This is a genomic window from Symmachiella macrocystis (assembly GCF_007860075.1).
Taxonomy (GTDB): domain Bacteria; phylum Planctomycetota; class Planctomycetia; order Planctomycetales; family Planctomycetaceae; genus Symmachiella; species Symmachiella macrocystis.
On sequence record NZ_SJPP01000002.1, the window covers coordinates 269,877 to 293,530 of the forward strand.

The window sequence follows — 23,654 nt, forward strand, 5'->3', positions numbered from 1 at the left end:
AATTCACGGTTGGCGCACAGTAGCGTCAAGTGCTCACCGCCGGGTCTTCGGCTGGTTTCGCTTGGCCAGAAATCGCTGTCTGCTCCAATTCATGAATTTGATCCCAAAGTTGTTTGTAGGGTTGAGAGTTCCACTCAGCGTAATTCAGGTTCTTAAACAGTCCGGTCAGTCGCGTAAAGTACTCTCGGATCTGCTCCTTGTCGGTGAACTCATAACTTCGATTTATCAGTCGGCGGAGGAGTTGGAACGACCCCTTTTGTCGCTCCGTGGATACGGAGACATCCACTGGATCGAACGCATCTTGCTGCAAGAAAACCATGTCGAGAAAAGTGGCCCGCTGGTAGTCCAGAAAATCGTCGAGAGTGACTCCTTCTTCTCCAGTGACTTGCATCATCTGATACACGCTGTCACCACGATGGAGGAGTTCAGTCATCTGTTTTACAGAGTCCGTCCAACGGGGATCGAGTTCGCGGTCGAGTTGAGGGCCGAGTTGATCCAGGTACCGCGACCATGACAGCAGCGGATCGACAGCGGGATAGAATCGCTTATAGGCCCGCTCCGATGACAAGCCGAGAAAACATTTCACGGCCCCGAGTGTCGATTGGGTCACGGGTTCCTCAAAATTGCCGCCTGCCGGCGATACAGTGCCGATCATGGTGAGACTGCCTTCGCTGCCGTCGTTGGTCCGCAGCAATCCTGCTCGTTCATAAACACTCTTGACGGATGAATCCAGATACGCGGGAAATGCCTCTTCACCGGGGATTTCCTCTAGCCGGCCCGATGTCTCTCGCATGGCTTGCGCCCAGCGTGACGTCGAGTCGGCAATCAGAAGCACATTCAGACCCATTTGACGGTAGTATTCCCCCAGCGTGATTCCCATGTAGATCGAGGCCTCGCGCGCAGCGACCGGCATCGATGAGGTGTTGCAGATAATTATTGTACGGTCGATCAGTTTTCCGCCGCTGCGGGGATCTTCCATGGTGGAAAACTCCGTGACCGTCTCCAGAACTTCGCCCGCCCGTTCTCCGCACGCTACGACGATCACAATATCCACGTCGGAGTAACGTGCAATCAATCCTTGCAACACAGTTTTTCCGGCACCGAACGGGCCAGGAATACAGGCTGTACCGCCGCGGGCAATCGGAAAGAAGGTATCAATCAGCCGCGTGGTGGTCGTCAATCGCTCGGTAGGGAACTGACGTTCACACAGTCGTTGCCGCAGCAAACCTGCGGGCAGAGCACGGCGAACAGGCCAAGATTGCTGCATCGTCAGATCCCGTTCGCGGCCCCGCCGATCGCGGACCCGGGCGATCGTTTCATCAATACGATAGTTGCCCTTGCCGATCCACAACAATTCGAATTCCTCCCGCTCGGCGAACGGCACCATGATTTTATGCGTGATGCGACGTTCGGGCACTGTGCCAATCACGTCTCCGGCGAACAGTCGGTCACCTTCGGAACACGACGGCTCAAACGTCCACTGTGTATCCACGGGTAGGGCGGGCACCGTGCTACCGCGATGCAGAAAAAAACCATCGCGTTCCGCCAACTGATGCAATGGGTTCTGCAGCCCGTCGTAAATGGTTCCCAACAGGCCGGGTCCCAACACCGCCGAGAGCATATGCTTCGTCAATTCGACGGAGTCTCCAATCCGAACACCTTGCGTTTCCTCAAAGACCTGCATGTCCGCGACTTTGCCGTAGACCCGCAGTACTTCGGACTTCAAACGGTCCTCGCCGACATTGATGTAGGCGACTTCGTTTTTCATGATCGGTCCGTCGGACTCGATCGATACGATGTTGCCGGCGACGCCGGTCACGTGGGCGTTAAAACTTGAGCGTGGCATAGTCACCCAAAGTCTCCTCGATCAATTGGTCAAAACGAGCCCGACCGGCCTCGATGCTGCGGCTTGTCCAGCGGTCGACAATGGACCATCGCGCTAGGTAGAGCAATACCGCCTCGAAAGAAAATGTGAAGTTGGCTGCCATGCGGCGGCGAAATTCCCATGTGCACTCAAACAAGATACGTTCGGCTTCGACGGCGTTTCCCACCAGCATTTGTTCATTGAAATTCTCGATCCAGGGATAGCGTGGCCGCATACCGAACTGCGGTTCCTGCCAATGACGACGGATTGGCTCAACCAACGGCCCCACACCCGCGGGCGGACCCTCTCCGCTGCGGCGACGACGTAACGCGGCTACGATGGTTCGTAAATTAATGCGGTGTTCCACGATCTCCCACACCAGGGGGTGGAGGATCCGCCGCCTCAGTTGCTCGTAGCGGCGGACGACCTGTTCATCCGTTTGGTCCGTGGGTTGCCGGTCCCAGGCGAGGAAGTCCGACAGTTGTTGTAGAGTTTTAGCATCGTCGTCACGCAGCATCGACAGCCGCTGCTCCAACCGCAATCGCGTGATGGGCGGGCGCGGCACATCAAAATGAGGCGGCAGGTGCGGCAGGCTGGCGATGAGTGTGTAATAAGCCACGAACAAGTCCCTAGGAATTCACTGCTGAATGATGGCACGAAGTTTTGGTGACAGATGTTTGAGCAAATAATGCGTGAGCGTATCGGTGGTCAGATCAATTTCCACATCTTCGTCGACGATCTGCACGCGGACACCCGGCACATTGGAATCGGCAGTTTCAAACATTAATCCTTCACGCAGAGCTTCGCCGCCAAGGGACAGCACAAACTGATTCAGGCCGTCGTCATCCAGCGACGGTGCCGACTCTCTACCAGGGGAGTCGGCATTCAGCAATAAGACGTTCTGTGGGCCCGCGGATTCCGCCGGAACGGCGCAGCGGGCGATTTCCAGGATCAACTGTTTGAGAAAATCGGTATCATGCAAAGTGTGCCCTACAAGGTTTCGCAGCTTGCGGACAAAATCCTCCCTCAACTCATCGGTCAAGCTATGTGTGGCGTCGCGACAGGCCAAACGGATGGCGTCTTCGGCGGCGGCGCGCGTGCGGCCAGCGTCGCTAGTGGCCTTGGCGACGATTTCATCCGCTTCCCGTCGGGCATCGTCCAGTGTTTGCGCCGCTTGTCGGCGGGCTGCCGCAATCAACCCGTCAGCTTCTCCTTGCCCCTTGGCGATACCCTCTTTATGTAGTCGGTCGATCAATTGTTGCACGCCGGACGATTCGGTCGTATCAGAACTCATGTGCTCCGTCTCCCAATGTAACTAACAATAGATTAGCGGCTCATTGTTGCGCGACAACTCCGGCGAGGCTGCAGAGATCCGACGAGCACAGCCGTGCGTTGTATCCGATCTTAACCGTTAGCGCCGGGAATCCCACCGGCAATGACCAGCGCGAAGATAAAGGCAAAAACGGCGAAGCCTTCCACGATAGCGGCGGGAGCCGCCGAGAGGCCAAATATTTCCGGCTTGCTCTTGCTCGCGGTGATCGCCGAAGCACAGCAAAGCCCCTGGAACACCGCACTGAATAACAGAGCCGCTCCACAGAGGATACCCACAGCGAACAAGCCAGGGGCCGATTCGACGGTCGGCGTCCGATTGAGTGTAAACATAACGACGATCCCATAGATAATCTGCGACGACGGCAGAGCCGACAATCCCACCAACCTTCCGTAGCCGCTTTCCACATCGATCATCGCGCCGCAGGCCGCCTGGCCGGCGCGGGCGCAGCCCACGATGCTCCCGATAGCGCCCAACGCCGTGGGACCGTAGATCCCGGCCCAACCCAACATGATCCAGAACGTATCCATTATGTCTCCGCTTTCTTTCTGAACGGTTGAAAGGGATGCCCTTCCTCGGTCAGGCTCCAATTGAAAAATTCGATGCAGTTCAGCCGCAAACCATGCACCACGCCCCCCATCAGTCCCAGCAATAAGTTGATGCCGTGTCCGACTGCCAGAATCAACAACGCCAGCAAAACGCCAATCCCTCCGGAATCATAGGCACCTGCCGCCAAGCCGTTGAATGTGACCGCGAGTTGCGCGCTGGCCAAGCCCAAGGCGAACAATCGCAAATAACTCAGCGAATCACCAAAGGCCTTGGACAGATTCGCAAACTGCATCACTCCATCTAACAACCGCCGCAACTGAACTGTGATGCTCCAGGTCGCCGCAGGTCGTTCGCTGCTGAAAAGCAGCACCGCCACACCACCAATGATCGCCACGGTCGTCCCGGCGTTCGCCAGAGGCTGGATTTTCGACATAGTTCCGGTTCCCGCCAGAAAGCCTCCCAGCATGATGCCGGCCCACCCCAAATGTCCCACACAGCGAAGTGACTTGCGGTGTCGCCAGGCGGAAATCATGTTGGCGAGGATCAAATGAGTTACGCCGATAGCAACCGCAATGACCATCATTGCAGTCTGATTGCTCATCATCGGTTGGCCGTCGATCTTCACCCGCAGCGAGTCCAGCCACATACCGGACGGCGGTTCGACGCCACAATAACTGCCTACGATCACACCATAAATGATTGTGGTGCTCACAATTCCCAACAGCAAATTACGCATCCGCCGGCCGGACCGATTGTGGCTCAATTTACGCCACGAAAACAGCAGCAGCCCCGCCATAATCAATCCATAACCGGCATCGGCCACAATCATGGCGAAAAACAGACTAAACGAAAAATACACAACCGTCGTCGGATCCCAGGCGTGGTAACCCGGCGTAATGTAAAACGTGACGCAGCCTTCAGCGCCGGCGATCCGTTCGGGATTCTTCAGTAACGTCGGAGGTGCCTCAGCAGCGGCGACTGGTTCGATCGTAACCGCTAATTGGTGCCGATCCGCGAAGTTCCGCACGTCTGCCGTCGCCTGATGCGGAACCCAGCCCTGCAGCGAAAAGACGGACCGATCGTCCAAAACCCCCTCGGCGGCCGCGGCTTGGGCGGCCTTGTCGTCGGCAGCATCCAAATCGTTTTTCAACAATTGCCGCCAGCGCGTCAACGCAATACGTTTCCAACTCAATTCCTCGAGTTCCTCTTGGACGGCTTCCAGACGCAACCGCAATTGCGATAATGGCCGGTGCTCCAATTCGATCGGCGTGAACGGAAAATCCACCGGCAATTCGCTCGCAATGACGACAACATAGGCGTACCGATTGTCGCTATTCGCTAAGTGCCAGACGACGTCGTCGGGAAGCTCGGACATGCGATTCAACGGCACTTTATAAAACCAGAATTGTGGCTTGCCGACTGGGGCGGAGGCGGGCCACAAAAAATCGCCCCATGGCTCCAGGTCGGAAATCGCCTGATACAGTTGGTCCAGTTCCACGGCCAACTGATCACGTTGCTCCTTGGCCGCCAGGACCTCGCGAATGACTGTTTCACGTTCAAATGCCGTGCGAGAAAAGATTTGCCGCCTTTGGTCCGGGCAGGCTTGTAAATACCGCAAAGCGTCGCGGGCCTCCCTGGAGACAAGTTCGGGCTGTTGCGGAGCGGTGCCCCGCAGGTTGACCAGATGCATGCAGCCCAGTTGCTGCAGACCGTCAAGGACGTCTGCTTTCTGTCCGCTGGTGCCGTACACCGTCAATTTGTCCAACGCAACAATGGCCATCGTCTGATAATTCTTTCGTCAGTGACGTTTTCGTTTCGAGAGTTTCGACCGCACCACTGCGGCCCGCTCTTCGTCGGACAACGCGATTCGGATTCGTTTGATGTTATCCTGTGCAGTCGGAATCAATACTTTTCCAAACAGATTGACTCGTTGCGTGATTTTTCGAACAGCTGCCCCCAATTTCTCGACGCGGGCTTGATGCACCTGAAACTGTACGCGTAATTTCGCTAGGTTTTCAAGATTGTCGACCAATTGATCCACCCAAAAGGGAAGCGTCAGTGCCGAGTAGGGCGACCGTTCGAACTCCATGTCGAGAACCAACGGTACATGCACGCCGACGACGTTTTCCTCGCCGATCGCCACTTCCCGCACGCGCACTAACGAGGACAGGTCGCAAGTTTGGAGGGTAGAACTGCCCAACAGCGGAAGCAAACGGTCTAGCGACTGTTGGTACTGATCGATCTCCTGCTGGGCCTGGGCTAATTGCTGGCACGACTGCTTCCACGCGCCCAACAATTGCTGCCGTTTGAGATCCAGTGAAGGCAAAAACCGACGAAACATAGCCAACTGGTCACGCTGTTGTTTGAGTGAGTTTTTATTCAGCGACAGTCTCATTGCGCTTGTCCGTCCGATTCATCAGGAAGTGTCACCGGACGATAATATTTATCAATGAGCTCCTGCTTCATCAACAACTCATCCGGGCCAAAGCACTCGGCCAATGTCCGCCAACCGAGATCCAGGGCATCCGTCAACCCCAACGAGACGTTGATGTCCATAAACCGGCTACGGAACAAGCCGCCAAACTTCAGCAACTGAAAATCGAACGGTGACAAATCAAACGCCATGGCTTGTTTCTTTTCTGCGTCCTTCGCCCCGGAATAAAAGCGGATCATCGTGTTCATTAGTTGCCCGTGGTCTTCGCGCGTGGCCTTGCCGATGACCTGCTGCTTCAGTCGTGAGAGCGAACCAAACGGATCGATCATCGCGTCGTGCAAGTACAACTGTCCTTCCGTGATGTAACCGGTATTGTCCGGTACCGGATGTGTGACATCGTCGCCGGGCATCGTGGTCACGGAGAGAATCGTCACGGAACCGGCGCCTCGATAGTCACATGCCCGTTCGTACCGCAAGGCGAGTTGGCTATATAAATCCCCCATATAGCCGCGTGTGGCAGGCACACGTTCCATCGACACGCCGATTTCCTTAAGCGCGTCAGCATAGGCAGTCATGTCCGTCAAAAGCACTAGCACACGTTTTTTTTGCTCGACAGCAAAGCGTTCGGCGACTTTCAATGCCATGTCCGGAACGAGCATCCGTTCGACGATGGGGTCGGACGCTTGATTGACAAACATCACCGTTCGTGCAGAGACTCCCTCTTCCTCAAACGTGGACCGAAAGAAGTGGTAGTCGTCAAACACCAACCCCATGCCGCCGAAGATCACGATCTCTGCGTTTGCCTGGATGCCGATTCGGGCCAGCAATTGATTGTAAGGCTCTCCAGCCACCGAAAAGATAGGGATTTTTTGGCTTTCCACCAAGCAGTTGAAAACATCAATCATGGGAATCTTGGTCTCGATCATCCGCTTCGGGACGATCCGCATCACGGGATTGACCGACGGGCCCCCGATTTCCACGCGAGGGTCGCCACCCAACAGAGGCCCTCCATCAATCGGCTCGCCGGCGCCGTCAAACACGCGGCCCAGGACGTTTTCCGAATAGGTCACCTGGGAGGCATGTCCCAGAAACTGCACGCGCGCCTCGGTCGATAGGCCCTTGCCCCCCGTAAAGACCTGCAGTGAAACCTCGTCTTCTTGGATCTCAATCACTTGGGCCAACGATCGATCGCCATCCCAGTTCTCAACGACCGCCAGGTCGCCCAATCCGATGTTTTTTGCCCGCACCTTGAGAATGTCGCCGACAATTGACAACACACGCGTAAAAAACGTCAACTCATCGAGCATGATCAATTGCCCCTATATGGCTTCTTCCAATTCCGCGTCTCGAACTCTATGTGCAAATTCGTCAATCATGGTGAGCTTCACGTCGGGGACGTTCGCCAGTGGTTCTTTGTAATAATCAAAACCCGACGCTCCGATCTTACCAGTCCATTGCGGCCCAAAACAGTGCGCAACGAAAGTTGTCACAAGAAATACACCGCACTCGATACGCTGGGCATGATCCTGGCGGTCGTCGTTCGCGCAGCTGATGAGTTAGATCACAAAGGTGTTCAAAGTAGTGTTCGCCAACTCGACTTTGGGGTGCTACGATTTCCCGGATGGGATTCAGGGTACATTGAGCTGGACTGTTCGAACCGTATTGCGTCCGCTGGGTGAAAAAAGGGCTTAGCTTATTGCCCATTCGCTGGATTGTGGAGCGGACGTTTGCATGGATGGGACGTAAAGAGCGGCACGGTAAAGACCATGAACGCACGGCGGAGTCCAATATGGCGATGATCCACATTAGCTGAACAACCTGCTGCCGCGCTGCCTGGCACGGCTGGAATTATGATTTTAAATAACACGCAGTTAGCCACTGCACAACGCCGGCCTGTACGACCTACGACAGAAATGCGATCCTGCGCGATACTCAGGACGACAGCCTTTTTGACCAGTTAGCCAGAACCCGATAGCCCGGCGATTTGGGGTAAAGCCTCTTTTGACCGTGCGGCCTCCCTAGTCATACTGAGGTCGACACAACCATTCGTTCGCAAACAAGTTTGTATGCCGTCGCTCTGAAAAAACAGTCGGTATCCTAGATGAACAGCTTGCGCTCTCTGTTCGTATAATGATGATCGGGCTCGGCTACCGACAAAACAGGGCGTCGCGCTGAGCGCCGGGAATACTACAATTTTGCCCCGCAATACTTGCAGTGGACGGCGTCGGCTGCATGCCCTTCCCCCATGCATTCAGGGCAGACTTGAGTCGTCTGACTTTTGCCCCCGGCGTGAGCCAACTCAGCCGATACGATTCCTGTCGGCACGATGATCATGCAATAACCTAGGATCATCATGCAAGCAGCCAAGGCCTTTCCCAGACCGGTCGTTGGCGAGACGTCTCCGTAGCCGACGGTCGTCATTGTCACGATAGCCCAGTACATGCTTTCTGGGATCGAGTCGAATCCTGTGACGATCTGTTGGCCGTCAGAGTCGACTCTTCCACCTTCGATCAAATGCATGGCCGACCCAACGATGACGACAGCAATCAACACGAATGACAAGAAGACGGCGATCTTGGCGCGAGCCGCCCAAATAGCCTGTCGCAGGGCTGAAGCTTCGGACAGCATGTGGGCCAGCTTGAATATCCGAAACACACGCAGTAGCCGGATTGCACGAATGACTGCGAGTCGCTGAGCACTTGGTCCGCCCTCGAAAATTGGCAAGGCGATGACGTAAGTTGGCAAGATTGCCAACAGATCAACAATCCCATAGAAGCTGAAAATGTAGCGTTTGGGGCGGCGGGCACAAATGATCCGCACTCCGTACTCGAGCGTGAACAACAGCGTGAAGAACCACTCTGCGCCGACCAGAAGCTTGGGGTAAGCTTTGCGAATAGCTTCGACGCTCTCACACATGACTACCAGTACGCTTAACAGAATCGCAATCAGCAGCAGCACGTCGAACAGCTTGCCTGCGGGGGTGTCTGCTTCGAAGATGACTTCGTACCAGCGCGCGCGCCATGAGAGATTTTCGTGCTTCTCGTTCATCGCCGTGGGTTTGGACATGTTAAGTTTGGATATATCTGGCGCCGTCCATTGAAAGACTCGCCTCCAAGAGACGAACGTTACACGAAATGGTACTGAATTGCGGCGTTTTCCGCTACAATTGATGCTGCCAATTGAGTGGCATCGTAGCATCGAATCGTGGCGGCAATGCCTTTGGCTGCTCTGTTTTGCAAGGGATCATGCTGCCCTCGTTTCGTTGAGAAATACGCGGACGGCCTCGGGCGTCGTATCCGGCTTGTGAGCAATGCGGATCACCGGCAGTAGAATGCCATTGATCCCTTTGGACATGCAGCGCCAGAGGGTCATTTCGCCGGGGCGTCCAGACAGGCCTATGCCGATCTCCTTGAGCGTCTTGAGGTCGGGATCGAACGGGTCAATTACTAGGTTCGATCTGGAAACGATTCTCATCATTGCGACTCCTGAAAATAGGCGTCGCGTGCCGTTTCGTCTCGCGCATAAAAAACTGGGATGACTTGCGCGTCCTCGACACCAAACTCCATCCGAATTCTCGTCGTCGCATTGTGCCGTAATCGGTTCGGACTCCACTCGGGGATCTTGGCTTTGCGGCATACGCGGCTGATAGATTTTCGATAGGTGTCAACATCGAGCAATGTAGCGATTACATCACTCCGAGAGCACATTCCTGACGAACTCGGAGCAGTTGGGTATTCGATGCTATGGTAGGCACTTGGACTTCCCCATGAATAATAGGCGCACAAACAAGAGCGTATACTGCTCATGAGGAGGATGAAAGATGATGAAGCGGAAACGTCGTAATTACACGGACGAGTTCAAACTTGAGGCGGTGAGGCTGGGGACCGAATAGGGGTATTCGCTGGCCGAGGCGGCTCGGAATTTGGGTATACATGCCAAGCTGTTCGGTCGCGGCAACGGCTGAATTGATAGCTTGGCACGTTCTACAAGGCGGTAGCAATGGTAAAAACAGGAGCAGCAATGTTCAACTATTCCAGAGAAATTTGGCGAGTGGAAGTTGTTGAAGTATGATAAATCTTTGACGTCCTGCATTGGGCTTGGGACATTTAAGACGTTCGAGTGACAACAGTTTCAAGGAGTGGCATGTATCATGACGGCCAATGGTGACCCGGCTCGCATTTTGGGGCAATACGAATCCTATCCCTATCCTTCACTTCCTGAAGACGGCAAACGGTATTCGGAATTGGCGAATCTCGTACGCCTTTTTGAAATGGAATGCGGATACACATTCGCGAATAAGCGGATCTTGGATGTTGGAACAGGAACTGGACTACGACTGTTAGAACTCGCTAGCACATATCCCAATAACGAATATCTCGGTATCGATTTCTCGGAACCATCGATCCAATACGCGGAAATGGCGAAAAAATCGTACGATGATACTTCTGTGTCATTCCGGGCAATTGATGCCGCGAAATTGAATACTCAAGAATTTGGCCAATACGACTTTATTTTCTGTATGGGAGTATTGCATCACCTTGAAAACCCACGCGAATTGCTGACCACATTAAGTCGCCTAACGACGAAAAACGGAGCAATTTTCTTTTACGTTTATGGAGAATATGGGTCTGCGGAAAGGATGAAGCGGAAACGATTTTTAACTCACTTTCACGGTGAGGATGCCACTCATGCAAAAATCGCGATGGCTAAGACCATGGGCTTTACAGATTTCCCATATGGTTGGGAATTGCGAAATCAACAAGACGTGGATGCGATGATTGTCGACGCTTACATCAACAATTACGAGGTGTTGTATACGCTTGAAAAGATCCACGATATTATACCGCATGACGAATTTTCTACTTGGATTCCATTTGGATTTGCCTTAGAAAATAACGGCGTACTCGTGGAGAGCCGTTTATCCAACGACAATAAGTTGCCTTTGCCTCGAGCAACGCCAGAGAAGTTTCTCACCTCATTGGACCTCCGTGAAAGATACGCAGCCCTGCCCAAGCGCCAACAATTGTTGCTCTTAGAGGACTGGTTCCAACCTAGCGGGTATACAGTATTGTTACAGGGCGGAGATTTTTTGAGTCAGCTTGGTAATCCTCGACGTTTGTCGGAGAACACTTGGGAATGAATCGCAGCACACGAACTGACACTTCGTAGCTGAACAGCCAGTTTCGATGGTTTAGACTTAGCCAACATGACAGTTTTTCCGGTTTCGGACCATTGCCTGTTTTTCCGAACTGTTACCCACCAGGAAGCGACCGTTAGTCTCAAGATATATGGTGACCAGTCGTATGTTGACATTTATCAGTTCAACGAGAACTATCGGGACGAAAACGGCAGTAACTCGTTTTTGGACAGCACCTGTCACATCGGCCGTTGCGGCATGGCTTTGGGAAAATCGATGTTCGTTGTCTGCAAAGCTGGTGGCTGTGCATGCACATTGCACGCCAGATTGCAATGTGGGAAGTACAACAGCAAGAACGCAATGCTATCTTGCGCTATGCGTATAGCGGTTTGATCTGGCTGATTTTATAGGCCGAACAACTGGGACATTGTTTCCGCGACTCACTGAAGATCGGCCACAGCTACTGAAGCGACTAATTTTCGATCCCCGGCACCTTTCGGTTGGATAATTTGCTCCATCAGTCAGACACAATCATGACCGTCACAACGCCGCGAAGTCCTAAGGAATCACTGAATTAGGTACGTCCTGATCGGCAGACGATAAGAATATCCCATCGATTTTGAGGATGTGTTGTATTCGGGATTCAGGGCCAACGCTAATCACAACTGTTTTTTTCAGAAAAACCCTCCTAGCCTTTGACGGTTTCCTGCCGGTTCTCGAAACGCTACAAAAATCCTTGCCTCCCGTTCTGCGTCATCGCTAAAATTGCAGCAAGATTCACTAGATGGATTCTTCACAGACATGACGTGATTAGATCAACCTCATGGTTGCCCTAAGTGTTTCAGATGTGTATTCCCACGTGGAATGCCTTCCCAGGATTTTGATATGAGATACCACCTCCTAACGAGCTTTTGTGCGTCATTGCGTGAATTCTCGACTAAGGCGGCACTCGAAGTATGCAGCGAATCGTATTCCTACGAGAGGCTCGATCAGTTCGCGGGCCGTATCGCAGCCACAATCGCAACTCAAAACGATCCAACTCGCGTCGCCGGCTTGCTTGCCGCTCGAAGCCTCGTCGCTTATAGCGGAGTATTAGGAATCCTCCGTTCTGGCAAAGCGTACGTACCGTTGAATCCGCGCTTTCCACAAGAGCGCACGCTGAAAATGATTGATGCCTCTGGTATGCGGACGATCGTCGTCGGTAGTGAAGCGGTGTCTTTGTTGAAACAGTTGCTGCCCGGCGTCTCGCGGCCATTGACGCTGGTTTTGGCAGACACAGTGGACGTCGGAGAGCTAACCAACGAATTTCCACTTCACAAATTTGTTTCCGAATCGGCGATGTCGTCAGTTCAATTGCCAGCGGTACCGGACGACGTAGGTGACGATGACATCGCGTATTTATTGTTCACCTCGGGCAGTACCGGCGATCCGAAAGGAGTTCCGGTCAGCCATCGGAATGTTGTGAGCTATTTGCGGTATTTGACAAAGCGGTACGGCGTGAACGAACAGGACCGGTTTTCCCAAACGTTTGATTTGACATTCGACCTCAGCGTGCACGATATGTTTTTATGTTGGAGCAATGGTGGTTGTTTGTGCTGTGTCCCCGAACGCTCCACAATGGCGCCCGCCAAATTCATCCGCGAAAAACAGATCACAATGTGGTTTTCGGTCCCTTCGGTCGCTTCGTTTTTGCAACGACTACGATTGCTTGAACCCGGGGCGTTTCCCACGATTCGTTATAGTCTGTTCTGCGGTGAGCCGTTGCTAGCGTCTTCGGCAAAGGCGTGGCAGGCTGCCGCTCCGAATTCGGTTGTCGAAAACCTGTATGGGCCGACGGAAGCCACGATCGCGATTTCCCACTTCCCTTGGAACCCGGAAACTGCGGACTCGGCTAACTTCACAAACGGCGTCGTACCGATCGGTACGCTGTTCACCGGTCAATCGCACGCCATCATCGATGCGGAATATCAACCGGTGTCGTCTGGACAACAGGGCGAACTCTGTCTGAGCGGAACTCAAGTTACCCGGGGCTATTTGAACAACGACGCGAAGACGGCAGAACAGTTTATCCATCTGGGCAGCAGCGATGAGTTGTGGTACCGCACGGGTGATTTGGTCAGGGAGGATGAAACCGGCTGCATTCATTACCTCGGTCGGATCGACAATCAGATTCAAGTGCTGGGGCATCGGGTGGAATTACAGGAGATTGAAAACGCGCTGCGGCAGTCCGGAGACAATTCTGCGGTGGCGCTCGGCTGGCCGCCGATGCAGGCGGCCGCAGAATGCATTTATGCGGTCTTCACAGAAAATCCGGAGTTGGAAACGCAGCGTATTCTGTCGCATTGTAAGCAATCGCTCCCGGACTATATGGTGCCACGACGCGTGATATTTGTCCCACAAATCCCTCTCAATGCCAACGGCAAGGTCGACCGTCGCACATTGAGCGAACAAATTCGAGGACTCGTTGATGAATGATCAAACTACTGACGTGAGAAACTTTATCCTCCAAAAAATACGCGCCGCCGCGGAAGTCAAAGCGATCGCTGTCGACGATATCGGCGACGACTTTGATTTCTTTGAGTCGGAAATCTTCGATTCGCTGGGCTTGGTGGGATTGTTGACGCAAATCGAAGGTGAACTCGGCGCGAGTATCGATTTTTCCGAACTCGATCCAGAGGAGTTCACGACATTGGGCGGACTAACACGCATCACCGAAGCCGCGATGAAATCTTGATTGACCAATCGGTTCGCGGCCAAATCGGTATGGGCTTGCCCCCCTCTTCCTTCTCCTGTAACGACACTTCAAGATACACGTTTAGCAGAAACGGAAACTGATGAACATTATTGGAATCAGTGGTTTGGAAGACGCCATGCCCTTTAAGAAAGCGCACTGGCCGGGTCTGGAGGAACGGGAGTATCGGATTTCACAAGGTCATGATTCCGCGGCGGCGCTGGTCTTAGACGGCCGCATCGTGGCTGCTGCGGAGGAAGAACGATTCACTGGGAATAAACATACGGGCGCCTTTCCGGTCAATGCAATCCATTACTGTCTGCGGGAAGCGGGATTGACGCTGGGCGATGTTGATGAACTCGTGCACGGATTCGACTATGCCCCTTATCGGGCAATCTACGCTTTGGACCCGGCAACGCGGCAACAGTACGATGAAGTGTTTTCCCGTGAAGCATTGTTGAAGCACGTCCGACGAGATCTCGACGGATTCCCGGAAGACCGCGTGGTTCAAATAAATCACCACTTTGCGCATGCCGCTAGTGTCTACTTGACGTCCGGATGGGATGACTGCCTGGTCGTGGTGATAGACGGCATGGGCGAGGCACACAGCGCCTCCATCTATCGGGGCACGGGTGGAAACCTTGAATTGGTTCAGCAAGTCTCCGCCCAGGATTCGATCGGCATCCTGTATTCGTTAATCACCTTGCACGTCGGCTTCGACTTCAACGCCGACGAATACAAGATCATGGGCCTGGCACCCTATGGTGATCCCAGCCGTTATCGCAAGTTCTTTCAAGATGTGGTTCAATTAAACGACGACGGCACATTTAAAATTCCGATTTTGCAACTCAACAAAACCCGTGAAGAGCGAGAAACAAATCAGGCGACGCGGCAATACTTGTCGGAGAATCTCATACGGCCTCGGTCACCGGAGGAGGAGATCACTGACGACCACCGCGATATCGCGGCAGCGTTGCAAGAGTGTCTCGACAATACGATGTTGCACCTGTGCGGAACATTCGGTAAGCGGCTCGGCGCACGCAACCTGGCGATGGCCGGCGGCGTGACGCTGAATTGTACGGCCAACGGAAAACTCTTGCGGTCGGGATTGTTCGACGACATTTACGTGCAGCCAGCCGCCGGAGACGATGGCGCGGCGTTGGGCGCGGCTTTATCTAGGTCCCAGTACCACGGTGATGCGATTCCGGCCAAACGATTGGCCCCACCCTACTTGGGACCGGCCTATTCCGACGAAGACATCCAGCAGGAACTCGTCAAATTCGAGGCGGAGATTTCTGTCACCAAGTTTGACTCCCTAGAAGCGACCTGCCAGGACGCTGCACGGCGCGTCGCCGACGGAGAAGTGCTGGCTTGGTTTCGCGGCGGTATGGAATTCGGCCCCCGGGCGCTAGGCAACCGCAGTATCGTAGCGGATCCCGGCCATCCAGAAATGCGCGATCGAATCAACGCCATGGTCAAAAAAAGGGAGGGTTTCCGGCCGTTCGCACCCGCCGTGGCGGCAGAAGAGGTCCACCGCTGGTTCGATGTCGATCCGGGTACCGAACTGCCGTATATGATCATGATAGTCGACGTCCGCGAGGAACACCGGGCCGCTCTTCCTGCAATCACGCATGTGAACGGGTCCGCACGCGTACAAACCGTCTCCCAGGACCACAATTCGGACTTTTGGATGTTGCTGGAGGAGGTTGGCCGCGCCACCGGACGCAGGATGGTTTTGAACACCAGCTTTAACGTGAAGGGCCAACCAATGGTCAATTCCCCGCGTGAGGCATTGACTACGTTTTTGGGTACGGGAATTGACTGCTTGTTCTTGGGCGACTATCTCGTCCAACGTCGGAATGCCAACCGGTAGGTGACCGAACGCCCGTTTCCCAAGCAGAGGCAATCCCATGTCGAACCGGATCCGTATCGAGGCGGTCGCAACGGAGGACCTGCCGCAATTTGCACGTTCCTACGCGGAGCAAGCCCACAGCCAGGTTATCAGCCCGATTACGTCCGCTCGCGCGGAAGCACAGGCTAAAAATCCCCTCGCGTCGCCCGGCGATGTCGGCTTGTTGGTCGCCTACTCGGGGGAGAAATGCGTTGGACATCTAGGAGTCATTCCGGGAGTGCTACGAACTGGTCAGGAACAGATTCCTATGATTTGGACCTACGGGCTATTCGTCCAGCCGGAATATCGCACCAGCACAGCTGTGCTTCAACTCATGAAACGTTTGATATTGATGAAAAAGGATACGGTCATCACCGGTTTTAACGAACCGTCCCGCCGGTTGTGTACCGCATTCGGTTTTCGTGATTTCGGCCGGCTGGAATTTCTGAAACTCGACTTGCGCAACCTGGACTTGGTGAGCGCCTTGACCCGGAAATTTGGGCGGCTTACGGCCAAGATCACGGGCAGAAAACCTCGCTCCGAATTTTCACAATCACTGCTCTACGTCCCGATTCGCCGGACGGTTCTTGGCCGTTTGAGTTGCCGCGCAAGTAGCCAGCTTTCCACTGTGACGTCGCAAGAGGTCGAGCGCGTCCGCCCCCCCGTCTATGTCGAGTTGCCAAGTCCAACCGCCGTATGTCGCGACGTTGAGACCGTCAATTGGATGTTGGATAATCCCTGGATCCCCGAGGCGAAAGCCCCGACTCACCCACCTTACGCCTTTTCGGATGTGCGGAATTTGTCGCGGTTCATCGCCGTGGAACTGGAGAACGAACGGGGCGAGTGCACTGGATACGTCACTCTGCTTGTGACAGAAAAACGCGGGCGGCGTACTTTGAAGATGCTTGACGTGCGTGTTTTGGATCCGTCGCAGTACGAGGCCGTTTTGTGGTTGGCAATTCTCCACGCCAAGCGATTCGATGTCGAACAACTTGTACTGCCGATGGAGATGGAACAGGCCGTCGGCGGAATCCGCGTGTTGGCAAGGACAGTGAGTCAAGGACAACGCTCGTATCAATGGCTGTCAAATAGCGAGGACTCTCGAATGAGCCGAGCCATCGACGCTTCAGGGCCGCCATCATTCAGCTACGTGGATGGGGACTGCGCTTATGGTTGATCGCCACTTTCAAGATACGGTCACCGAATTGACGGATCGACTGGTTGCGGCGAGTCGCGATCAGGTTCGATTGCGTTCGGCTGATTCGATTTACAAAGAAAACGATGTCGCCGCGTCCTGTTGGAATGGGAGCCACTGAGCAAATGTCACCTCACTGCTTAGACAGCGCGGGTAGAAAACTCGGTTTACTCGCCGTTCCACCTCCTTATCGGAGTTGGTTAACCATTTCCAACGACCCCGATTTCACGACCATTGAGCGCTGGCGGCAACTGCATCATTTGATTTGGGAAGAATTGCAGTTGCCGTTCGCCGACGCATTTTTTATCAGCAACCATAATGAAACGCTGCCGGAGCAAGTGAATGTGCGGGACTATCCCGAGATTCTCCAGGCACATCCCCATGATACGATGCACACCTGGGGGGATTACCAGGATAGCCGATCACACCGCTTTTGTCGCGAGGATGCAGAACAGGGCTGTGAAATCCTCCAGCACCACAACATCGTTCCCCGCGTTTGGACGGACCACAGCAACTTCTCCGGTAACCTGATCCATCGTGCGAACCGTAAGGCGATCCCCTTGTCCGTAGATTCGTCGGGCCATGAGTATCCCAACTACGAGTATATGCTGGATTTGGTCCACGCGGTTGGCGTGAGATACATTTGGGACGGTAAACTCACAAAAACGATCGGCCAGGACCGACACGTGTCTCTACTGGAATGGTATGCAGCACGTTCATCAAACCGCTGGATATCACTCGCCCGCGCCGTGGCCGACGTGGTGGCGAAACCTTTGTGGAGAGTTGTGGACGCCAGGGCATTCGATTACGTGCCGGTCAACAACCGTCAGTACGAGCCGCACAGTTTTCCCGACGGACAAACGTTTTATCGTTTTGCCCGGTACGGGCAGTGGCCGCATGCCGACATCGATGGGCTTTCGACGGTTCTCGCCCGCGATTTCATCGACCGGCTGTTGACCATCGGCGGCACATGCGTCGTCTATACGCATCTGGGAAAGCCGCGGGCGGACCGCGTCGACGACCCGCAACACGTGCCTCCCTCCACGGTCAAAGCTCTTGAGTATTTAGCTCAGTTGTATCGACGGCAGGATCTCATGCTATCGGGAACGGCGCAGCTCTTAGACTATTTGGTGTTGCGCAATCATGTCGAGATTAGTAACCGCATCGATTTTCGTCCCGACGGTGTCCGATTCGAGACGTTAACCCCCGCGGACCTAGCCGGATTTTCATTCGGAGTCCATTCGGATTCAGGAGACTTCAAAGTATCTTGCCTCGGAGAACCGACCTCGTGCCGCATCGAGCAATTCGGTAAACGTATTTATTGCGTGACGTTCCCTGGCAAGGATGAGTAAAACGAGACTTGGAACGCATTGATCACCCAGGCGATTGACGAACGGTGCCTGCGACAGAACTGCAGAGGATAAGTCACCGTTATTCCGACGAAGTTCTTGAGATTCAGATGGCAAGCGACATGATAACTGCGCGTCTGTGAGGCGACGGCTCTCCGCCGACTGACGCAGCCCGCCTTTTCAATTCGAGATGTCGAAGTTTTGAATTCATATTGTCACAACGACGACGGCCTGATATTCCGACCGACCCGCGCAACTCAACTTAACCCCCGTTTGAAAAACTGATCCACTGATACGAACGTGTTGGGAGGTAGAAAATCTAAGTTGGAAACAGTAAGGGATCCAGTTTTTTTTTGTCGCGTTAGGTTCAAGGCAAGTTTAACATAAAAATGGTTAACATTCTGTTTTAAAACGGGATCATACTCATGACTACTTGCCCGCGCTGCCACAAACCCTTGGACGGAGAAACTCGTAAATCGGTCCACGATGACCAAACTCTAATTTGCGTCAGTTGCTACGAGAGCGAGTGCTTGGAACAAAACCACGATTTGCCCGCATGGCGTGGAAGGGATTATTGGACTAACGCGTGTTGCATCATTCGGCAACAGTAATTCCGACGCCACTTGGGCTTATGAAACCTGAGCTCCTCGGAGTTCAAACAGTGATGTGGCCCCCATTTCCTAAACCACTTTTCAACCAAGTTAAGCGATCTTTGAACTGCTCCATAACACCTTCCGCTGGCCCCGTTCGTTGAGCTTCTGCAGAGGTGCGAAATGGCTTTCGCTTTGCTCCGCCCTCAATCGCTCCCAAAGAACACTTCCGCCGGCGTGCGTCTATCTAACACACTGTGCAATCACTCACGCGTGAAAATCTGAAGTAACGCGACATCGCCTTTTCCACTTCGGGCACGCAGTCGTAGCTCTTCAGGTAAGTCTCCTCGTATTTCATGCTCCACCACAATCGTTCCACCAGCACGTTGTCTAGCGCCCGCCCCTTGCCATCCATACTCACCCAAATCCCGGACGGCTCCAAGCGACTGGTAAAACTCGTCGATGTGAATTATTCGCCTTGGTTGGAATTTGAAATTTTCGGCGTGCTTTGCAGCAACGCCTCTTCCAAATTGTTGAGGCAAAACGTGCTGTCCAACCTGCTCGACAACTGCCAGCTCACCATATACCGACTGAACCAATCCAGCACCGCTAGTTAACTATAAAAAAACTACACCATCGGAATGTACGTAATATCGGATAGCCGAACTTCCTCTCCAGCGTTCGCATGTTAACACTCGGCGACCGCAATTACTTGCATGTCAGTGGGGCTTGGGCGTCCTAAGTTAAAGTGATTGCTCGTAGGCTAATCGGTCCATCCGCACCAACGAACGGCCGGTTAATGGGCCTTTGTATGCAAATATCGATTTGGCAACATCGTGCCGGTATGCGACCCGGCAATAACGTGTTAGAGCAACTTATGGTGCAGGCGGTAGCACGTCCCGCAAGACATTTTTAGAAAACCAACGCGAAAACACTTTGGCGCCGTCTTGGTTTAAATGGGTGACGTTCCAGAAATATTTTTGTGAACCCCCCTCGACATTGAGACAGTCAACAACATGGCAATTCTCGGTTTTGCAGATCGTTTCGAGGGCGCGCCGAAATTCAGTCACTTCGGGAATCGCATCAACATTTTGAATGGGAGGAATCACGATTACCAATTGGAAATTTCGCTCGGAGGATAGTTCGACCAATTCCCGCAAGACATCGAGTCGATTTTCTGAAAGGCGCAATTCATCTCGATGCCCGCCTAGCTCGGACTTTTCTTCATGTCCGTCAAGAGGATAAAAACCTTTGCGCGGGGGTGGCCCGGGTTGCTTGCCCGAGAACCAAAGTTTCTGCCATCGCAAAGCTGGACGAATTCGGGTCATCCACAAGAAGTCTTGAATGAGTGTGCCCTCTCGTTGACGACGACAATAAGCGGAGTGGAGAATGTTGGCTTCAAACCGGTGGACCGTTGCGTCATCCGCAAAAGCACTGGGAGAAAACGAGGCGACGACGACGCTTGGAACCCGCTGTCCGTCGCGGAGCATCGGAATCGTCGAAGACTGGAACGCCATCGGAAAATTCGCCGGCCACCCCAGATTGTACACTTCATAGCCCGGCGCGATTTGCGACTCGAGTTCGACGGGGTCAAAATCCCGCGCCGCCGTCGAATCGCCAACGACGAGTATATCGGGCATGTGCACATCATCTGCAGTGGAGGATTCGCAGACATCGCGGTACCATCGGAATTTCACTGCAGCTTCGGGGTTCCAATACTCCCACAATGTCCCCACCGGTTTGAGGGCTACCCGCGAGGCCGCTTCACCTGCCACCAGTAACAAACCGGCGACGATGACGACGCGCAGCAAGATTACAGTATCCTGGTCCCAGAGTTTGGACCAGCTAGAACTGAAAATAGATGAAGGGAACTTGATCATCAATTCCGCCGAATGCGAGTGTTAGGGCGATCAGCAGCGCGACGAATGCGCCCTGTAAGATTGTGGGCAGCCGCAGAAACACCACGTGGTCGTTCGACGCCCGTTGACAAATGTCAATCGCCGCCAACGTAACTATCAATATCAACAGGCGCTTGCTCATCCAAGAGATTTCATTGATTTCAGCATTGTGGCGACCGGCGAAAATTCCTTCTAAAAAATGCAGGGCATCGGGGAGATTTTGAGCGCGAAAGGCAATCCAAGCCAGACAGACGAGGTGAAATACGACGAACATCTTCACAATCATCCACCAAGAATTTCTCCAGGTCCACTCGGAAATTGGCGGCCGTGAACCATGTTTCAGTCGGTCCACCGACAAATACATCCCGTGCAAGGCCCCCCACACGATGAAATTCCAACTAGCGCCGTGCCATAAGCCGCCCAACAACATAGTGATTGACAAATTTCGATAGGTGATCAAGGTTCCATGCCGATTCCCTCCCAAAGGGATATAGAGGTAGTCTCGCAACCAAGTTGAAAGTGAAATATGCCAACGCCGCCAAAACTCTGTGATTGACGTAGAAAAGTAAGGCTGGGCGAAATTCACCATCAATCGCACGCCTAACAAACGGCTCACACCCCGTGCAATATCGGTATACCCAGAGAAATCGCAATAAATCTGGATCGCAAACAGATACAAGCTAAACAATAGGTCCGCAGATGTGGCTTGATCGGGATAAGTAAACCTCGTGTCTACAAGAGGCGCCAGGGTATCGGCGACCCCCACTTTTTTGAAATATCCCAAAACGATCAGCATCAAGCCTTCGCGCAAACAGCGGCCAGTAATCGTTCGTTTTTGGCTCAGTTGCGGCAACAAGCTTGAGGCGCGTTCGATAGGACCGGCGACCAATTGCGGAAAGTACGATACGAAAAGCGCGAACGTCGCAATACTATCGCACGGTTTGTCCAATCCGCGATAGATGTCGATGGTGTACGACATCGTCTGAAACGTATAGAAGGAAATTCCTACAGGAAGCAAGATATTCAGCATAGGCACGTTGGCGCGAATACCTAATGACGCCAAGAGCGCTATGAGGGAACTTACGAAAAATCCGTAGTATTTGAAGAAGCCCAGAATGGAAAGATTGGTGACAATGCTAACCAGCAGCAAGTGTTTGCGCGTGCGGGGATTCGTGGATTGATAGATCCACCGTCCGCAGAAATAATCGACGACCGTCGAGATTCCTAAAAGACCCAAAAAACGATAATCCCACGAACCGTAAAAAAACCAGCTTGCCGCGAGCAACCACAGGTTTTGCGCACGCAAGTTCAAGCAATAATAGACCGCCAAAACAATCGGCAGGAAAATCAGAAATGCGTAGGAGTTGAAGAGCATGAGATAACGGCGAACAAGTTCGGAGGTGGAACTGCACTGATTTCAAATAATGAACAGCATTGAGCGTCTTGCCAAATGCACCTCCATCTAAAGAGATGGTCAGGCGGCTCGCTCGGGCAAATTCATGAATTGGTAGACTGGCCCTTAGAATGGAAAATGACTAGCCAGCGTATTGTTACTCACCACCACCTCATTTGCTTCGTTAATTTGAAAGACGACTCTTTCGTGGCACGTTCATGGCTGAACTCCGAACTGCAGCCTATTGTCAATCTTCGGATTGCTCCAGCCTCAGACAGTTCATTGAGCCGCTGATAGAACTGGTATTAGCCCATACAGTCAATCTGATCCAGACCGTAGTCGGGAATCATGAATTGGCTTCGTCATTTATCCATTTCATTTTGTACAATGAATGTGAATAGAGCGGTTATCAATTACAGGCTGCAAAAAATTCATTGTAGCGTCGTGGGACATCTCCATCCAGGGTTTCGCGCAACGGCATGTCCCACCGCCGTCTGACTGGGAAATTGCTAATTCGCTTCCAAATCCCTCGCCGCACTTCCTACTCCATGCTTCGTGGCAACCGGCCAAATCAGCTTTTCGTGAGTCGGATCGCAACCCGCAACCGTCTGAGGCAGAAACAATATTTCTTCCTGAATCTCCGGCACCAGATGCAGCGGATTCATGATCTGCGTTATTCGTAGTTGCGACTCGTGCAGCAGCCAGCATTTCTGCCTGATCAGTCATATCGCCGTGGCAGATCATCTGAACACAATGATTGGCCGACGCTTTTAGACGGGATTTGCGGGGGCGGTAGCAATACGATTCTCTGCGGTGCTCACAATGACAATATCCATGTCGGCGGCGGTTTCACGTACATCTCCACTTTCGCCGGATACTATTTCATCGTGGCCTACGGCACCAACTACATCGACTCCGGCCTGGGGAACGATTTTGTGTATGGCTTCAATCTACTGGACGACGAGGAAGACCTATTCGATCTGCTGGCCAGAACCCAATAACCCAGCGTTTTGGGGTCAAAATAATACCGGGAATGAAATGCCATTTTGGGGGGGAGGCAATGGGTGATCGCATCCCATTCGGCAAGATTTAACGTGTTGCGTCGGAGGCACGACAGGCCCTGGAACTGGGCGGCGACCGCAACGTTATTGCAATTGACCTGCACCTAATCGACCGCGTGTGACATGTGTTAGAGCATCGGACCTATTCAACTTAGCACAAAACGTATTTTTACGCCCACGCGCGGCGTGGCGATTTTTGTGCCGTCTGCCCCCGTATTGAAAATCTTGATCA

18 protein-coding genes and 1 pseudogene are annotated in these 23,654 nt (G+C 53.3%); 8 read left to right on the top strand and 11 right to left on the bottom strand.

From position 1 onward, the window contains the following. Positions 1-25: 25 nt before the first annotated feature. From CA54_RS19105 to CA54_RS19150, 9 genes are all read right to left on the bottom strand, one after another. Positions 26-1,846, bottom strand: coding sequence for a V-type ATP synthase subunit A (locus CA54_RS19105; RefSeq protein WP_146372603.1), 1,821 nt, complete (start codon positions 1,844-1,846; stop codon positions 26-28). Next, positions 1,827-2,483 (bottom strand): DUF2764 family protein, encoded by a 657-nt coding sequence (locus tag CA54_RS19110; RefSeq protein WP_146372604.1) that lies wholly within the window; start codon positions 2,481-2,483, stop codon positions 1,827-1,829. The genes CA54_RS19105 and CA54_RS19110 overlap by 20 nt, the downstream gene beginning before the upstream one ends. Before the next feature lie 18 nt (positions 2,484-2,501). After that, positions 2,502-3,158: a hypothetical protein gene (locus CA54_RS19115; RefSeq protein ID WP_146372605.1), complete on the bottom strand. Its 657-nt coding sequence runs from the start codon at positions 3,156-3,158 to the stop codon at positions 2,502-2,504. Positions 3,159-3,268: 110 nt separating this feature from the next. Beyond that, the gene (locus tag CA54_RS19120; RefSeq protein WP_146372606.1) at positions 3,269-3,724 is read right to left on the bottom strand and encodes an ATP synthase subunit C; all 456 of its coding nucleotides are present in this window, start codon (positions 3,722-3,724) and stop codon (positions 3,269-3,271) included. Then, on the bottom strand, positions 3,724-5,523 hold the full coding sequence (locus CA54_RS19125) for a V-type ATP synthase subunit I (protein ID WP_146372607.1): 1,800 nt from the start codon (positions 5,521-5,523) through the stop codon (positions 3,724-3,726). Before CA54_RS19125 ends, CA54_RS19120 begins: the two co-directional genes overlap by 1 nt. Before the next feature lie 18 nt (positions 5,524-5,541). Continuing rightward, entirely contained in the window at positions 5,542-6,138 is a 597-nt protein-coding gene (locus tag CA54_RS19130; RefSeq protein WP_146372608.1) for a V-type ATP synthase subunit D, read from the bottom strand. After that, positions 6,135-7,484 (bottom strand): V-type ATP synthase subunit B, encoded by a 1,350-nt coding sequence (locus CA54_RS19135; RefSeq protein ID WP_146372609.1) that lies wholly within the window; start codon positions 7,482-7,484, stop codon positions 6,135-6,137. Before CA54_RS19135 ends, CA54_RS19130 begins: the two co-directional genes overlap by 4 nt. Positions 7,485-8,364: 880 nt before the next feature. After that, positions 8,365-9,243 (bottom strand): ion transporter, encoded by an 879-nt coding sequence (locus tag CA54_RS19145; protein WP_146372610.1) that lies wholly within the window; start codon positions 9,241-9,243, stop codon positions 8,365-8,367. Between the two features lie 177 nt (positions 9,244-9,420). Continuing rightward, entirely contained in the window at positions 9,421-9,654 is a 234-nt protein-coding gene (locus tag CA54_RS19150; protein WP_146372611.1) for a hypothetical protein, read from the bottom strand. A 343-nt stretch (positions 9,655-9,997) separates the two neighbouring features. Between CA54_RS19150 and CA54_RS30315 the strand changes: the two are divergent. From CA54_RS30315 to CA54_RS19180, 7 genes and pseudogenes are all read left to right on the top strand, one after another. Continuing rightward, a pseudogene (locus tag CA54_RS30315) lies at positions 9,998-10,129 on the top strand (transposase); the annotation flags it as partial. A gap of 198 nt (positions 10,130-10,327) precedes the next feature. Continuing rightward, on the top strand, positions 10,328-11,317 hold the full coding sequence (locus tag CA54_RS19155; RefSeq protein ID WP_146372612.1) for a class I SAM-dependent methyltransferase: 990 nt from the start codon (positions 10,328-10,330) through the stop codon (positions 11,315-11,317). Between the two features lie 882 nt (positions 11,318-12,199). Continuing rightward, positions 12,200-13,789 (top strand): amino acid adenylation domain-containing protein, encoded by a 1,590-nt coding sequence (locus CA54_RS19160; RefSeq protein WP_197532619.1) that lies wholly within the window; start codon positions 12,200-12,202, stop codon positions 13,787-13,789. Beyond that, complete coding sequence (locus CA54_RS19165; RefSeq protein ID WP_146372614.1) at positions 13,782-14,048, top strand: phosphopantetheine-binding protein; 267 nt, start codon at positions 13,782-13,784, stop codon at positions 14,046-14,048. Before CA54_RS19160 ends, CA54_RS19165 begins: the two co-directional genes overlap by 8 nt. A gap of 100 nt (positions 14,049-14,148) precedes the next feature. Then, positions 14,149-15,918, top strand: a complete 1,770-nt coding sequence (locus CA54_RS19170) for a carbamoyltransferase family protein (RefSeq protein WP_146372615.1) — start codon at positions 14,149-14,151, stop codon at positions 15,916-15,918. Positions 15,919-15,955: 37 nt separating this feature from the next. Continuing rightward, positions 15,956-17,113 (top strand): GNAT family N-acetyltransferase, encoded by a 1,158-nt coding sequence (locus tag CA54_RS19175; protein WP_146372616.1) that lies wholly within the window; start codon positions 15,956-15,958, stop codon positions 17,111-17,113. A 143-nt stretch (positions 17,114-17,256) separates the two neighbouring features. Next, complete coding sequence (locus CA54_RS19180; protein WP_146372617.1) at positions 17,257-18,483, top strand: hypothetical protein; 1,227 nt, start codon at positions 17,257-17,259, stop codon at positions 18,481-18,483. A gap of 1,462 nt (positions 18,484-19,945) precedes the next feature. Here CA54_RS19180 and CA54_RS19185 read toward each other — a convergent pair. Both CA54_RS19185 and CA54_RS19190 read right to left on the bottom strand, forming a co-directional pair. After that, the gene (locus CA54_RS19185; protein ID WP_146372618.1) at positions 19,946-20,881 is read right to left on the bottom strand and encodes a hypothetical protein; all 936 of its coding nucleotides are present in this window, start codon (positions 20,879-20,881) and stop codon (positions 19,946-19,948) included. 34 nt (positions 20,882-20,915) lie between these two features. Next, a complete protein-coding gene (locus tag CA54_RS19190; protein ID WP_146372619.1) occupies positions 20,916-22,343 on the bottom strand; it encodes an MBOAT family O-acyltransferase in 1,428 nt (475 codons plus the stop codon). 710 nt (positions 22,344-23,053) lie between these two features. On the opposite strand from CA54_RS19190, the gene CA54_RS19195 reads away from it, so the two are divergent. Then, the gene (locus CA54_RS19195) at positions 23,054-23,362 is read left to right on the top strand and encodes a hypothetical protein (protein WP_146372620.1); all 309 of its coding nucleotides are present in this window, start codon (positions 23,054-23,056) and stop codon (positions 23,360-23,362) included. Positions 23,363-23,654: the final 292 nt, after the last annotated feature.

Bases quoted from the DNA above. Each gene is read 5' to 3' on its own strand.
- CA54_RS19155 (WP_146372612.1), top strand. From the start codon at position 10,328: ATGACGGCCAATGGTGACCCGGCTCGCATTTTGGGGCAATACGAATCC.
- CA54_RS19105 (WP_146372603.1), bottom strand. From the start codon at position 1,846: ATGCCACGCTCAAGTTTTAACGCCCACGTGACCGGCGTCGCCGGCAAC.
- CA54_RS19175 (WP_146372616.1), top strand. From the start codon at position 15,956: ATGTCGAACCGGATCCGTATCGAGGCGGTCGCAACGGAGGACCTGCCG.
- CA54_RS19130 (WP_146372608.1), bottom strand. From the start codon at position 6,138: ATGAGACTGTCGCTGAATAAAAACTCACTCAAACAACAGCGTGACCAG.
- CA54_RS19150 (WP_146372611.1), bottom strand. From the start codon at position 9,654: ATGATGAGAATCGTTTCCAGATCGAACCTAGTAATTGACCCGTTCGAT.
- CA54_RS19190 (WP_146372619.1), bottom strand. From the start codon at position 22,343: ATGCTCTTCAACTCCTACGCATTTCTGATTTTCCTGCCGATTGTTTTG.
- CA54_RS19135 (WP_146372609.1), bottom strand. From the start codon at position 7,484: ATGCTCGATGAGTTGACGTTTTTTACGCGTGTGTTGTCAATTGTCGGC.
- CA54_RS19180 (WP_146372617.1), top strand. From the start codon at position 17,257: ATGTCACCTCACTGCTTAGACAGCGCGGGTAGAAAACTCGGTTTACTC.
- CA54_RS19120 (WP_146372606.1), bottom strand. From the start codon at position 3,724: ATGGATACGTTCTGGATCATGTTGGGTTGGGCCGGGATCTACGGTCCC.
- CA54_RS19165 (WP_146372614.1), top strand. From the start codon at position 13,782: ATGAATGATCAAACTACTGACGTGAGAAACTTTATCCTCCAAAAAATA.
- CA54_RS19115 (WP_146372605.1), bottom strand. From the start codon at position 3,158: ATGAGTTCTGATACGACCGAATCGTCCGGCGTGCAACAATTGATCGAC.
- CA54_RS19145 (WP_146372610.1), bottom strand. From the start codon at position 9,243: ATGTCCAAACCCACGGCGATGAACGAGAAGCACGAAAATCTCTCATGG.
- CA54_RS19125 (WP_146372607.1), bottom strand. From the start codon at position 5,523: ATGGCCATTGTTGCGTTGGACAAATTGACGGTGTACGGCACCAGCGGA.
- CA54_RS19160 (WP_197532619.1), top strand. From the start codon at position 12,200: ATGAGATACCACCTCCTAACGAGCTTTTGTGCGTCATTGCGTGAATTC.
- CA54_RS19170 (WP_146372615.1), top strand. From the start codon at position 14,149: ATGAACATTATTGGAATCAGTGGTTTGGAAGACGCCATGCCCTTTAAG.